This window comes from Candidatus Litorirhabdus singularis, from assembly GCF_026262625.1.
Lineage (GTDB): Bacteria > Pseudomonadota > Gammaproteobacteria > Pseudomonadales > Halieaceae > Litorirhabdus > Litorirhabdus singularis.
Window position 1 is genome coordinate 266236 of record NZ_SHNN01000001.1, and the last position, 14229, is coordinate 280464.

12 protein-coding genes are annotated in these 14229 nt (G+C 55.2%); 8 read left to right on the top strand and 4 right to left on the bottom strand.

Annotated elements, in window-relative coordinates; genetic code table 11:
* Positions 1–12 precede the first annotated feature (12 nt).
* On the top strand, positions 13–1569 hold the full coding sequence (locus EYC98_RS01285) for a phosphoenolpyruvate carboxykinase (protein ID WP_279243489.1): 1557 nt from the start codon (positions 13–15) through the stop codon (positions 1567–1569).
* Positions 1570–1599: 30 nt separating this feature from the next.
* On the opposite strand, the gene EYC98_RS01290 is transcribed toward EYC98_RS01285, so the two are convergent.
* Positions 1600–4704: an efflux RND transporter permease subunit gene (locus tag EYC98_RS01290; protein WP_279243490.1), complete on the bottom strand. Its 3105-nt coding sequence runs from the start codon at positions 4702–4704 to the stop codon at positions 1600–1602.
* Complete coding sequence (locus EYC98_RS01295; protein WP_279243491.1) at positions 4704–5894, bottom strand: efflux RND transporter periplasmic adaptor subunit; 1191 nt, start codon at positions 5892–5894, stop codon at positions 4704–4706. Before EYC98_RS01295 ends, EYC98_RS01290 begins: the two co-directional genes overlap by 1 nt.
* 401 nt (positions 5895–6295) lie before the next feature.
* On the opposite strand from EYC98_RS01295, the gene EYC98_RS01300 reads away from it, so the two are divergent.
* Positions 6296–6736, top strand: a complete 441-nt coding sequence (locus EYC98_RS01300; protein ID WP_279243492.1) for a phasin family protein — start codon at positions 6296–6298, stop codon at positions 6734–6736.
* A 37-nt stretch (positions 6737–6773) separates the two neighbouring features.
* The gene (locus EYC98_RS01305; protein ID WP_279243493.1) at positions 6774–7427 is read left to right on the top strand and encodes a TetR/AcrR family transcriptional regulator; all 654 of its coding nucleotides are present in this window, start codon (positions 6774–6776) and stop codon (positions 7425–7427) included.
* Here the strand turns inward: EYC98_RS01305 and EYC98_RS01310 are convergent.
* On the bottom strand, positions 7408–7944 hold the full coding sequence (locus tag EYC98_RS01310; protein WP_320415543.1) for a class I SAM-dependent methyltransferase: 537 nt from the start codon (positions 7942–7944) through the stop codon (positions 7408–7410). The two genes, EYC98_RS01305 and EYC98_RS01310, sit on opposite strands and share 20 nt — an antisense overlap.
* Positions 7945–8149: 205 nt before the next feature.
* On the opposite strand from EYC98_RS01310, the gene EYC98_RS01315 reads away from it, so the two are divergent.
* Positions 8150–8629, top strand: coding sequence for a peroxiredoxin (locus tag EYC98_RS01315; RefSeq protein WP_279243495.1), 480 nt, complete (start codon positions 8150–8152; stop codon positions 8627–8629).
* 195 nt (positions 8630–8824) lie between these two features.
* Positions 8825–9238, top strand: coding sequence for a pilin (locus tag EYC98_RS01320; protein WP_279243496.1), 414 nt, complete (start codon positions 8825–8827; stop codon positions 9236–9238).
* A gap of 4 nt (positions 9239–9242) precedes the next feature.
* Here EYC98_RS01320 and EYC98_RS01325 read toward each other — a convergent pair whose 3' ends face one another.
* Entirely contained in the window at positions 9243–10631 is a 1389-nt protein-coding gene (locus EYC98_RS01325; RefSeq protein WP_279243497.1) for an SLC13 family permease, read from the bottom strand.
* Between the two features lie 91 nt (positions 10632–10722).
* Here EYC98_RS01325 and moaA point away from each other — a divergent pair, with 91 nt between their 5' ends.
* The 3 genes from moaA (at position 10723) to EYC98_RS01340 (ending at position 14185) form a co-directional block, all read left to right on the top strand.
* Positions 10723–11724: a GTP 3',8-cyclase MoaA gene (moaA, locus tag EYC98_RS01330; protein ID WP_279243498.1), complete on the top strand. Its 1002-nt coding sequence runs from the start codon at positions 10723–10725 to the stop codon at positions 11722–11724.
* A gap of 70 nt (positions 11725–11794) precedes the next feature.
* Positions 11795–12721: an AAA family ATPase gene (locus EYC98_RS01335; protein WP_279243499.1), complete on the top strand. Its 927-nt coding sequence runs from the start codon at positions 11795–11797 to the stop codon at positions 12719–12721.
* Positions 12722–12748: 27 nt separating this feature from the next.
* Entirely contained in the window at positions 12749–14185 is a 1437-nt protein-coding gene (locus tag EYC98_RS01340) for a VWA domain-containing protein (protein WP_279243500.1), read from the top strand.
* Positions 14186–14229 lie beyond the last annotated feature (44 nt).

The following is a 14229-nucleotide window of genomic DNA, read 5'->3' on the forward strand; positions in this document are numbered from 1 at the left end:
CAGGATCAAATAATGAGCACAGTGCCTGCAAAAGCAAACGAACTGACTGACCTCAACACCGCCAATCTGGTGGAGGAATCCCTGAGCCGGGGCGAGGGTCAGCTGACTGATACTGGCGCCTTGTTGGTTACCACTGGTAAGCGCACCGGGCGCTCTCCGGCAGATCGCTTCATCGTTCGCGAAGCCAGCACTGCCGACAGCATTGATTGGGGCGCAGTCAACCGACCTTTTGATGGCGATAAATTCGACGCCTTGTGGGCACGCGTAGAAACTCATCTGGCCGGCCGTGACCGCTTCGTCAATCACCTGCATGTCGGCGAGCACATTGAACACTATCTGCCCGTACGCGTGGTTACTGAAACCGCTTGGCAGTCTCTGTTTGGACACAATATGTTCATCCGTCCACCGAACTACAATCCCAAAACCAAGCCCGAGTGGACGATTTACAACGCTGCCAACTTCGTCTGCGAGCCTGAGCGCGATGGCACCAACTCAGAAGGCGTAGTCATCATCAATTTCGCTCAGCGCCGGGTGCTGCTCGCCGGTATGCGCTATGCCGGTGAAATGAAGAAGGCCATGTTCTCAGTACAGAACTTCCTGCTGCCAGAGAAGGATGTCATGTCTATGCACTGTTCTGCCAATGTTGGTGAGGACGGCGATACAACCTTGTTTTTCGGCCTCTCTGGCACGGGTAAAACCACGCTGTCAGCTGACCCGGAACGTTATTTGATTGGTGATGATGAGCACGGCTGGTCAAAAGGAGCTGTGTTTAATATCGAGGGCGGCTGCTACGCCAAAACTATCGACCTGAGCCAAAAGAATGAGCCCATTATCTGGGACGCTATTCGCTTTGGCGCCATCGTCGAAAACGTGGTGGTTGATGAGCAAAGACATGCGGACTACTGCGATACCAGCCTCACAGAGAATGGCCGCTGCTGTTACCCACTGGAGCATGTCGAGAAACGCGTCATCGAGAATGCTGCGGGTGAACCCAAGACGGTTATTTTTCTGACCTGCGACGTCACTGGCACCCTGCCGCCAGTGTCCATCCTGTCTAAAGAAGCCGCTGCTTTTCACTTCCTCAGTGGCTATACGGCAAAGGTCGGTTCTACGGAGTTGGGGGCAGAAGCTGGTATTAACCCCACTTTCTCAACCTGCTTTGGCGCGCCTTTCATGCCCCGCCCGGCCGGTGATTATGCCGAGTTGCTGATGAAGCGTATCGAAGAGTTTGGCAGTCAAGTCTACCTGATCAACACCGGCTGGACCGGTGGCTCCGGCGCTCCCGGCGGCACCGGCTCAAGATTTCCTATTCCGGTGACCCGCGCCGTTGTCAGCGCTGCCCAAAGTGGCCAACTGCAACAGGCACCCAGCGCACACCTGGATGTGCTCAACCTCGACTTCCCCACCGAGATACCTGGCATTGATCCCAAATTCCTTGATCCGCGCAGCGGCTGGGAAAACGAAGCTGTGTATAACGAGCAGGCGTCGAAGCTGGCTGGTTTGTTTCAGGAAAACATCAAGAACTTTGAGGTTGGCGACGGCATCGTGGCTGCTGGCCCGAAAGCCTAAGCCGGCCCTGCGGCTGTCAGCGGCCGGGGCCTAAGCCTCGGCCTTGTGACCAGCTTCTCCCCGCAGCCGCTGCTGCACTTTTTCCCCGAACAGATATAGTGCCGGGACTAGCACCAGCGTCACGCCGGTCGCCAACAGCACGCCAAATGCCAGCGAAATAATCATCGGCTGCAAGAATGCCGCCTGCGGACTATCTTCCAGCATCATCGGCAGCAACCCGATAAACGTAGTCAGAGACGTTAGAATAATCGGCCGAAAACGATCCTGCGCGCCCTGCAACAGCGAATCCAGCACGCTATGGCCGGTGGCACGCAACTGATTCACTCGATCGATAAGCACCAGGTTATCGTTCACTACCACCCCCGAGCAGGCCAAAACACCCAGCAGCGACATCATGCTTACTCTTTCGTCCAGCAGCATGTGGCCTAGAATAGCCCCCATAATGCCAAACGGCACGGCAGTAAGAATCAACAACGGCTGCCAGTAGGATCGAAAAGGAATGGCCATAAGCCCGTAGATAATCAGCATCGCCATCAGCATGTATTTAAAGAAGGCCACTGAGAACTCCTGCTCCTCCTGCAATTCGCCATCGAGCTCCATAGTTAGGTCGGGGTAGAGGCTACGCCATTCAGGCAAACGTTCGCGCAAAATGGTGTCGACTATTTCGCGCGGTGCGCTCGTGCCCGGCGCCACCTCTGCACTCACCTCCATGGTGCGCTTGCGCTGCAGTCGCTCGATGGTCTGGTAGCCCGGGACGTAACGCACCTGAGCCACCACATCAAATGGCACTTCGCGACCATCGGGTGTGCGAATCCGCATTTGCCGCAGATTTTCGGTCGCCACTCGCTCCTGCTCCGGGTAGCGCACCATGACTTTGACATCTTCTTTAGCGCGCGGAATGCGCTGAGCTTCGGCACCATGAAAAGCGCGACGAACCTGCAGCGCGAGGTCAGCCAAGGTAATGCCCAGATTCTCTGCCGCGGGCTTCAAACCCAATTCAATTTCCTGCCGCGGCGACTGCATGGTGTTGGCGACATTGAATACGCCCGGGTAGGACTCCAGCTCAGCCTGCAGCAAGTCTCCCGCCTGCTCCAGTACGGTCAGCTCCGACGCCGCTACCACCAGCACAATCGGCTTGCCGACCTCATTAAAGGTATAGTCCAGTTTGAAGTCCTTCACTGTCGGCAGCTCGCCGATTTCATCGCGCCATAGCTCAGCAACAGCGGCGGCATCAACCCCCACATTATTGACCTCCAGTAGCACTCGCACCCGATTATCCTCACTGCGGGCGTTAATGTGGCCCACAACATGGCCGGGCACTTCCGCGTCTGGGTCACTATTGAGACTCTCACGAAGGCGGATCGCGGCAGCTTCCACCTGATCCATGACGGTCAGCGTCTCCTGAAACGGGCCGCCTTCCTCCAACTCGATTTTGGCGTAAACCCAATCTGAGGTCATGCTGGGAAAAAACCCTGCCTGCATCCAACCACCGGCGTAGATCGCCAGACTTAACACCAGGCCCATAAAAAACACGGATAGCGTCAGTAAGTTGGCATTCAGACAGCGCGCCAGGAAGGGACGATAGACCTTGGCCGCAAACGCCGGCAGTGAGTCTGCACAACGCTCACGCAGAAGTTCCAGTCGCGCCAATAGCACGTTACGCGGCGGCTTTACCGGCGGCATATGTGCCAGGTGTGCGGGCAGTATTAACAGACATTCAATCAACGAAAAGGTCAGTGCCAAAATCACCACGGTGGGTATATCGCCAGCAATATTTGCCATATCACCTGGGAAAAAATACATCGGCACAAAAAAGATCATGGTCGATATCACGGCAAACATGACAGGTTTCATGACCCCGACAGCACCATTAACCGCACCGATATCACCGCCATCACCGCGACTCTGATGGGCGTAGATGGATTCACCCACGATGATGGCGTCGTCCACCACAATCCCCAAAATCAGAATAAAGGAGAACAAAGACACCATATTCAAAGACACGCTGGCATATTGCAGCAACCACAGACATCCCAAAAAGGCTACCGAGATGCCAACACAGACCCACAGCGCCAACAGTGGACGCAGAAACACCAGCAATACCAGAAACACCAGCGCGAGCCCGCCAAGGCCATTGGTCAGCAGGGTTTCCACCCGATAACGAAACGGGTCGGTCTGATTGCGCCACATCTGCAACTCTACGCCAGGCGGCAGACGCCGCTCGACATCCTCCAGCCACTGCCGCACAGAATGGTCGGTCTTGAGCACATTGGGACTGGAGGTGACGAAAACTTCCAGATCCAAAGACGGTTTGTCATTGAAGCGGTTGCGCAGGTCGACATCGGCAAAACCGTCTATGACGGTAGCAACATCGCTAAGGAGAATCCGCGTGCCGTCACGTTTACCGACAATCACAATATCTTCAAAGTCTGACTGCGCGTAAGCCTGACCGCGGGTTTGCACCTGAATGTCACCACCCTGGCTTTTGATAGAACCCGCCGGCAGATTCAACGAAGAGCCTCGGATCGCCTGCACCACGTCTTCAAAGCGCAGGCCGTAACGACGCAGAGTCAGCTCCGACACTTCCACCGCCACTTCGTAGGGCCGCGGTGTTAGTAGTTCCACCACGGAGACATCCGGGCGAGTTGCCAAATCATCGCGCAACTCTTCACCCAGACTCTTCAGGTTGGCTTCGCCGATATCACCGGCCAGGGTGATCGTCATCATTTCGTGACGATGCGCCAGCTGCGCCACAATAGGGCGCTCGGCCTCTGCTGGGAAGGTAGTAATCGAATCGACACGGGTTTTTATGTCAGCGGTCAGGCGACCCATATCGTATCCGGATTCGGCCTCGATCCAAACACTACCGCTGCCCTGACTGGCGCTGGAGCGAATTTCTTTGACGCCATTCAGATCATGCACGGCCTCTTCAATGCGTATACAAATCTGCTCCTCAACCTCGCGCGGCCCGGCTCCGGGATAAGGCAGGGTGACGGTCACAACGTCCATCTGAAAATCGGGAAAATATTGCTTATCGAGGGCGGGAACGCCGGTAAGACCGCCGATCAGTATCAGCACCATCAACAAATTGGCGGCAATCGGATTACGGACAAACCACGCAATAATACCCCGCATCAGGGCTGCGCCTCCGCTACTTCCAAGGCCTTTGAGACCGTCACCGCCATGCCATCAATCGCCAACGGCAGTGGTGATACCACCACCCGCGCTCCTGCGGCCAAGCCTTGCACCCACAACTGCTGCAAATCGCTTTTCAAAACCCGTACCGGATGAGTGCGAATACGGTCTCCGCTTTCCACTAACAGCACGCTGCCATCATTACGTAACGCCTGGCGCGGCAGTACGCTGACGTCGCGTATCACACGCCCGGAGATTTCCGCGGCCACAAACAGACCGATGCCCAGTGGCGGACGCGAGCTGCCCTCGGCACGGGAAAACGGACTCTCTACTTCAACCACCGCATAAACCACTCTACTGTCGACATCAATACTGGCATCGGTGCGAACCAGGTATCCCTGCCAAAGCCATTGCTGATCGGCAAAGCGCGCCGAAAGCGCAACCGGAACCCGTTTGTCCCCAAGCATCGAGTGATCCTGATAATTTAACGGCAAATCCAGCAGACCTACTTGACGATCGGTTAGCGGCAAGCGCACCTCCACCACGTCAGTGGCGTAGACCCGGGCTACCGTGGTTCCCGGCGTAATGTATTGCCCTATGTCGACATGCTTTTCACGAATACGACCATTAAATGGCGCCGACAGAGAGGTTCTTTCCAAGTCGAGCTGGGCTTGTCCAAGCTCGGCACGCGCCGCATCCAACGCCGCTTCCAAACCGCTTAGCTGGGGTTTGCGCAAAAACAGGTCATTGGCTTCACTATTGCCCAGGTCGCGCCACTCGCGCGCCGCCTGCCGAGCCCGACCTTTCTCTACTGAAACCATTTGCGCAGCATCAGCTACTCGCGCCCGCGCCCGGCGCAATGCAAACTCGTAGTCTGCATCCTCCACTTTAATCAGTTCGCTGTTGGCATCAAAAAAACCGCCCACAGCAAAATCATCGGCCACCGACTGCACCCGCCCTGCGACCTGGCTAACGATATTGATTTCTCGCCGCGGTTGCACAGTGCCCTGACTATTGACCGGCAGGGCAATATCACTGAGCTGGGCACTGACCACAGTAACCAGCGGAGCTGAAACCGGCTGGGCTGCCAAGGGCGCCGGCTTTGGCTTGCCTACCAATAAGGCGTAGCTGCCAAGCAAACCGGCGACAATAACCACAGCGGGAAGAATTCGTTTTACAGGCAGTGCCATCTATACTCCAGGACGTTCAACTGGCCACCACAATAGAGCTTTTTCCGTGACAGTATGACTACTGATTCTACTGCGCGGCTGGTGGCACGGCCAGCGTAGATTCCAAGCCGGCACCTCACAATGGCAACAGCGACTGCCAGCCGCCTCCAATACAGAGGCAGGTCGTGGCGAAGTTAGTATGCCTATTCTAATTTTTAACATCACAATAGGCTCCATGTGACATTTGACGTCCATTCCATACTAGGTCTCTAGTCGCGCGCAGAGTACTGCGTGCACACCATTTTCGGGGCGCTATGCGCCCTTTTTTTATACCTGCAAGCATACCCGCAGCAAAGTGGCCGGTAGTAACAGCGCAGCACAACTGGTGTATCATAGGCCTGCAGCCCGAGCGAGGAACACACATGTCTGACGATAAGAGCAACGTATCTGACAAGGCCAGCGAGATCGCCAAAAATATTTGGTTAGCCGGCCTGGGAGCCTACGGTAAAGCTTTTGATGAAGCCCAGGATCGACTCGACAAAGCCAGCAAAGAGCCACCCCGTTTATTTAAGGACCTGGTCAAGAAAGGCGAAGAGCTTGAGGGCGAAGTGCGTGGTTCTATCGCGACGATCCGGAAGTCACGCACCAGCTCCGTGGAAGAGCGTATCAAAAAGGTTCGCGAGAACTTCCACCTGAATTTGGGCGGGCGCCAGGACGAACTGAAGGAGATCCACTCACGACTGGATCAGATGGACGCCAAGCTGGATGCCCTGACTGCGGCTCTGACGCCAGCCACCCCCGCTAAAAAGCCACGTCGCAAGGCAGCACCCGCGAAGAAGACACCCGTTCGCAAAAAAGGCTGATTCAGCTATGCCGCTTGCCAACATCGCTGCATAACGCATGAAAACACGAGACCGGATACTCCACACCAGCCTCATCCTCTTTAATGAAGAGGGTGAAGCCGGGACCACCACCGTAGACATAGCCAACGAGCTGGATATCAGCCCCGGCAACCTGTACTACCACTTCAAAGGCAAGGACAGCATTTTGGCCGAACTGTTCGGTCAGTATGAGCAAAGTCTGGGAGAAATTTTGGCGGCACCGGTGGCCGGCCAACTCAGCGTAGAGGACAATTGGTACTACCTGTACGTAGTCTTCGAAGAAATGTACAACTACCGTTTTCTCTACCACAACCTCAATAATCTTATAGAGCGCTACCCCGACTTTCAGAAACGCTTCCGCCGCATGATGCGCATGAAAGCCGATGCGGTAAAAGCGGTATGGGAGGCGCTGAGTCAGGATGCCAAGGTGAACGCCAGCAGCGCAGAGGTAGCGGCACTGGTTGATAATATGGTGTTACTGCTGACCTATTGGCTGACCTTTTCCGAGCTGCGCAACGAAAGCCGTGACCCCTCACTGATTATTCATCAGGGTGTGCACCAACTGCTGAGCATGATTGCACCGTATTTGGGGGACCAACAAAAGGCGTTCTACCAGCAGGTGCAGCGCATGCTGCAAACTCAGACGCGCTCTATCACAAGTGCGGCTTCCTGAATAACACGGCATCGGCGGCCACCTGTTCCAGCTCGGCACCGACTTTGAGTGACCACCAGCGCCAGGTTTGCTGCGAAAAAAAACAGATATGGGTGGCATCGGAAATATAGTGCCAGCGGGCAAAAGCCTGCTGATCAACCACCAGTTTAGTCATCACACCCAACACCCCTCCGGGGCGCAGCAGGCTCCACAAACGGTCTAACTGCAAACCCGGCGCCGCCAGATGTTCAACAACTTCGGTGGCGGTTATAAAGTCATAGTCGACTGACAGCACCGCTGTATCCGGAAAATAATAGGGATCGTAAACCGACACTGTGTGTCCTGCTTCTCGCAGCATCTGCACCAGCGCGGGCCCGGGACCACAACCAAAATCCAGCCCCAGCGCCGACCTGCCGCCCAGTTGTGTCAGTAAGGGCGCAGCCAATCGCGACAGGAAACGCCTATAGCCGGGGTCGTCAGGACTGTTTTCATGCAAGTCATAAACGGCTTTTTCGGCCGCAGCATCCAAGTGCCACACCGGAGGTACATACACCAGAGCGCAAACCGGGCAGCGCAGGTACTCGCGGCGCCTGTCGCGGTGAAAGCTGCTGCCACGACCATATCCACACAAAGGACATGGGCAAGAACTATCCACAACGAGTATTTATCCAGTCTATAATCAGCCACCGCGGTATTAAGCCGCGCCCCCTCAAACCAAGCACTATTACTGAACGGAGATTAACATGACAATTCAAGTAGGCGACAAGGTACCCAGCTGCACCCTCAAGACCATGGGCGAAAAGGGACCCGAAGATATCTCAACGGACGCTATCTTTGGCGGTAAAAAAGTAGTGCTGTTTGCGGTCCCAGGCGCCTTCACGCCCGGCTGTTCCATGACCCACCTGCCAGGTTTTGTTGTCAACGCCGACAAAATAAAGGCCATGGGCGTCGATACCATCGTCTGCATGGCAGTGAATGATGCCTTTGTTATGGGCGCTTGGGGTGATGCTCAGAATGCCTCAGAACTCTTAATGCTGGCAGACGGCAACGGAGAATTGACCGGCGCGCTGGGGCTGGAACTGGACGGTAGTGGCTTTGGTCTGGGTAGTCGCAGCCAACGTTTCGCTCTGGTGGCAGAGGATGGTGTCATCAGCCACCTGCATATTGAAGCCGGCGCCGGCGTGGACGTCAGCTCTGCGGAATCCATTATGGCGGTATTGTAGTCATTGCTTGGGCGGCCCTCAAAGGGCCGCCTTCTACCCCCCTATGTTTCCCGAAAAAGTAGCCTACTAGCCAAGCTTAGCGCCTGAACTGAGACCTGTGTCGCATTCGACTGTCCGCAAATGGGCTACCATATCGAAATGCCCCACCTCCTTACCCATAAACCAAGCCTTAGACCGCCCCAGCAAATGTTGGGCATGACCTTGGTCGAATTGCTGCTGGCAATGTTCGTTATTTCACTGGTCTCCATGGTGGGACTGCCGGCCTATCAGGATTATCAGGTACGCAACCGCATAGCGCAGGATCTGGACGTTGCCGACAATGCCAAAGCCGGTATCGCGGAATACTTTGAGGAACATGGCACGCTGCCCAACAACGCTGCCGACGCCGGTATGGACGACCTTCAGGCCGGCAACTTCCGCCTTTACCTCGGCGGTCATGGGGATTATAAGGCGACCTTGGCCGTGGTCTACGATACCGATCAATTACCGCAGTTAAACGGCAAGGACACACTGCTGTTCAAATCAGAAGAACGCAACGGGAAACTGATATGGAGCTGCAAGGATGGCGGCGATCTGCCTGCCAAGTACCGCCCGGAAGCCTGCCGCTAGAGTTTCAGCCAAGTCGCCAGAAACACCAGCCGGCGATACACACCACAGCGATAAGATTCAACACAAAGCCCTCTCTGGCCATGCGCTCGATGGCGATGCGGCCGCTACCGTAAACCACACTATTAGGCGCTGTAGCTACCGGCAGCATAAACGCGCAACTGGCAGTCATTGCCGCTGGCACCATCAGCACCTCAGGTGAAATACCTGCAGCTAGCGCCGCCGCCGCCAGGATCGGCATCAGCAAAGTGGCACTGGCCGTATTACTGGTGGTCTCGGTCATGAAAGTGACGACCAGACAAATCAGGCCAATCAACAGCCACAGCGGCAAATAGGCCATTGAACCCAGCCAATCGCCTAACAACACGCTCAGTCCTGAGCTGACAAACGCCTTGGCCAGACAAATTCCACCGGCAAACAACAGCAACACGCCCCAGGGAATTGTCACTGCGCGCTCCCAGTCCAACAGGCGACTGCCCTTACCATCGGGCACCAGGAACATAAGCACCACTGCCAACATCGCCACCGAGGCATCGTTGGCGGTAGGCAGGTTTAACCAGCCACTCCAACCGCCAAAGGGTTCACTGCGAGTGACCCAGGCCAGCGCGGTTAACCCAAAAACAATCATCACCCGACGCTCCGCGATGTGCCACTTACCCACCTCGGGCAACTGCAAACCGCCGCCGCCGGTTAAACCGCGGGTCAGCCATAAACCAATAATCGGCAGCAGCAACACCACCACGGGGACCGCCCAGCCCATCCACTGGCTGAAGCTGATCTGCTCTCCGGTCGTCTCGGTGTAAATCTGCATAAAAACCAGATTGGGTGGCGTACCAATCGGCGTGCCAATGCCGCCCACGCTGGCCGCGTATGCAACCCCCAACAGCAGTGGCTGCGCCAATCGATTATCGTCATCACGGGTTTGCTCAATCACTGCCATCGCCACCGGCAATAGCATCAGGGTTGTTGCGGTATTGGAGATCCACATACTCAATACAGCGGCAGCTGCCATAAAACCAAATACCAGGCGGCGGTCACTATCACCGCCAAATAGCCGCACCATACTCAGGGCAATACGCCGGTGCGCACCACTGTGCTCCATCGCCCGCGACAGGATAAAACCGCCCAGCAGCAACAGGATCAAGGGGCTCCCATAAGCCTGACCCACCTCAGCCGGGGTCAGAACCCCCAGCAGCGGCAGCAACGCCAGTGGCAGCAGCGAAGTAACCGGTATAGGCACAGGTTCGAAAACCCACCAGACAATGCACCACAGCGTCACCAGCACGGTGATCGCGATGGCCATAGAAAGGCCTTGGCCAACCAACATCCAGGCTACCAGAGCGCCCAACGCCGGCCCTATCACCAACGCCAAGTGTTTGTATGTGTCACTACTCATAAATACGCCGCGGAGGTCCTGCTGATGTTAACCGGATAATTAGACACCAGTTTAACTAGTGACGGGGGGTTGTTCACAGTAAAATGGCATAATGAATCAAATTTCTGAAGCCCTGATTGACCAATTCGGACGTACCGTAGATTACGTCCGTATCTCTGTCACCGACCGCTGCGATTTCCGCTGTGTCTATTGTATGGCGGAGGACATGACCTTTGTGCCCCGCGCGCAGGTCCTCAGTTTGGAAGAGATTTATCAGGTCGCACGCAGCTTTACCGAGCTCGGCGTCAAGCGCATCCGGCTCACCGGCGGCGAACCTCTGGTCAGACGCAATGTCATCTCATTAGTGCAGCGTATCGGTAAACTCCCTGGTCTGGAGGAATTACTGCTAACCACCAACGGTTCTCAGCTGGAGAAAATGGCACCGGCACTACGCGACGCTGGCGTGACCCGCATGAATGTCAGCGTCGATAGTCTGGACGCCGATAAGTTTCGGCGGATTACCCGTACCGGCGATCTGGACCAAGTGATTCGTGGCTTGGATGCCGCCGTAGCCGCCGGTTTTGAGCGTATTAAACTCAATGCCGTGATACTCAAGGGCCGCAACGAAGACGAAATTCTGGATTTGGTCGATTTCGCCCAACAGCGTAATTTTGATATTTCCTTTATTGAAGAAATGCCGCTGGGGCTCATTGATGAGCATAATCGCGAATTGAGCTTTTGCTCCAGTGACGAAGTGCATGAAATTGTTGCCAGCCGCTATGCACTCACAGCATCAGACGCCACCACCGGCGGCCCATCGGTTTACCACAACGTCGCCGGGAGCAGCGCTCGCGTCGGCTTCATTTCGCCCCACAGCCATAACTTCTGCCATCTATGCAATCGTGTAAGAGTCACCGTAGAGGGACGCCTGCTGCTATGTCTGGGCAATGAGCACTCTATGGATCTACGCGAGTTACTGCGCGCGGAAGATTTCAGCGACGAAAAACTGCGGCAGGCGATTATCCAGGCGATGGACCTGAAACCGGAAAAACATCATTTTGACCTCGGCGGTGAGCCGGAGATTTTGCGCTTTATGAATATGACTGGAGGCTAACCAGCCCCCGGCACGTCGGTGAATCAGCTATAATGCCGCGCCCTGCCTACCCGCTTTAAAAGGACAGCTTGTGAATACCCTGGATTTCCCACAACTAGACTCTATCGAGGCCATTGAACAGGGCTTCGAGAAGTTTGGCTATATCTGTAGCCATGAAATTGCCACTGCGGTTTTCCTGGCGTTCAAGCTTCGCAAGCCGATTTTGGTGGAAGGACCTCCCGGTGTCGGTAAAACTGAACTGGCGAAAACAACCTCAATGTTACTTGATGTACCGTTGGTCAGGCTGCAATGTTATGAAGGCCTCGACGAGTCCAAGGCCTTGTATGAATGGAAGTACGGCAAGCAACTGCTCTACACCCAGGTGCTCAAGGAAAAGCTGGGTGACCTGCTGCAAGGAGCCACTGGTTTGGCCGAGTCAGTGGAGCGGCTGCATCAATTCGGCGACATTTTTTATTCCGAGGATTTTTTGGAGCCACGCCCACTGCTCAAGGCGATGTATCTTGAGGAGGGCTCAATACTGTTGATCGATGAAGTAGACAAATCGGACTATGAGTTCGAATCACTGCTGCTGGAAATTCTATCAGACTACCAAGTCTCAATCCCTGAGATCGGCACCGTTAAGGCCAAGACAGCGCCCATGGTTTTCCTCACCAGCAACAATACACGCGATATATCAGACGCGCTGAAGCGACGCTGCCTGCACCTGTACATTCCGTTTCCGACCACCGAATTGGAAGAACGCATAGTGCGCGCCCGAGTTCCCGAAATCGAGGAAGACCTGCGTCATCAGTTGGTAGAATTTGTACATTCACTGCGCCAGATGGACCTGAAAAAGCTACCCGCCATTAGTGAGACCATCGACTGGGCGCGCAGCCTGTTGCTATTGCATACAGACCAGCTGGATGAAGAGCTTATTCGCAGTACACTGATGGTTCTGCTCAAATTTCAGGAAGATATCGAAGCGGCCACTCCAGAAATCAAGTCACTGCTGGACTAGTCCAGGCGCCACAAGAAGAAGGAGCACATGAATTCCAAGCTGATCAGTTTCATCAACGTGCTGCGAACGCATGATGTGAGAATATCTCCCGCTGAGACCCTTGATGCGATGGAGGTGATGTCCATTATTGGCTATCGCAGTCGCGGCGACCTGAGAACCGGCCTGTCGCAGGCGCTCGCCAAAACTGCCGAAGAAAAAGCAACTTTCGTGCAGTGTTTTGATCGTTTTTTTGAGTATGAGCTGCCGGACGCTGCTAATAAAGAAGACACCGCAGACGCGGACAACGACGCGGCGGAAGCAGCTCAGGGCGAAACGGATCCAGGGCAAGAGTCGGCAGAGCAGGACGGTGCAGCTGGCAAACCGGCTCTGGATCTTGCCGGCGAGATGGCCGCTGACTCAGAACTCGCAGCGCATCTGGACACCCCGTTGATGGAGATGTTGCTCAACGACGACCGCAACGAACTCAGTCTGGCGATTGCCCAGGCGGCAGACCAGGTCGGCCTGGCACAGATCCAGATGTTCACACAGAAAGGCCAATACACGCGCAAGATTCTGGATGCCATGGGTGAGGAACAGATTCGTCACGCGGTAATTGAGCTGGAACGACAAGGCAGCCCAGCGCTGAATGAACTACAAACCTACCGCGATCGGCTGCGCGAGCTAGTGCGCGACCACGTTGAGCGCGAGTATCTGATTCAGGCTGAAGGCAAGAATAAGCAGTTCATGGACGATATTCTCGCCAAAACCAAACTCAACAATATTGAACACCACTACCTGCACCGGGTACATGATTTGGTGCGCAAGATGGCCAAACGCCTGGCGGCGCGTCACTCCCGCAGGCGCCAGATCTACAAACGTGGCCAGCTCAATATGGCCAAGACGATTCGTCGTGGCATCGCCAATGACGGCGTTATGTTCGACGTTTACTGGAAGTCGGTCAAGAAAGACCGCCCCAAGATTCTGGCTGTCTGCGATGTCAGTGGCTCGGTGGCGGCCTACGCCAAGTTTCTCTTGATGTTCCTCTACAGTCTGTACGATATTTTGCCCGGAGTTCGCAGCTTCGCCTTCTCCAGTCATCTAGGCGAAGTCAGCGACCTGTTTGCCCAGCACCCGCTAGAGAAAGCCATAGAATTGGTAAACTGGAAGTACGGAGGCGCCACAGATTACGGTGGCAGCTTGCTGGATTTCGCCGCGTTGGCCATGAATGATATCGACAGCAACACTACCGTTATTATTCTAGGGGACGCTCGCAACAACAACGGCGACGCCAAGCTGGAGGTCATGCAAAGCATTTATCAGCGTGCCAAAAAAGTTATCTGGCTGAACCCAGAGTCACGTAAAATGTGGGGCACTGGCGATTCAGAAATGAATCGCTATATGAGCGCGGTGCATTATGCGGCGGAGTGCAGCAGCTTACAGCACCTGGAACGAATCGTAGATGAACTGCTGCGCAGCAATCGCTAAGTAACATCATGGTATTATCGAACCGCATTACAACCAAGGCTCAA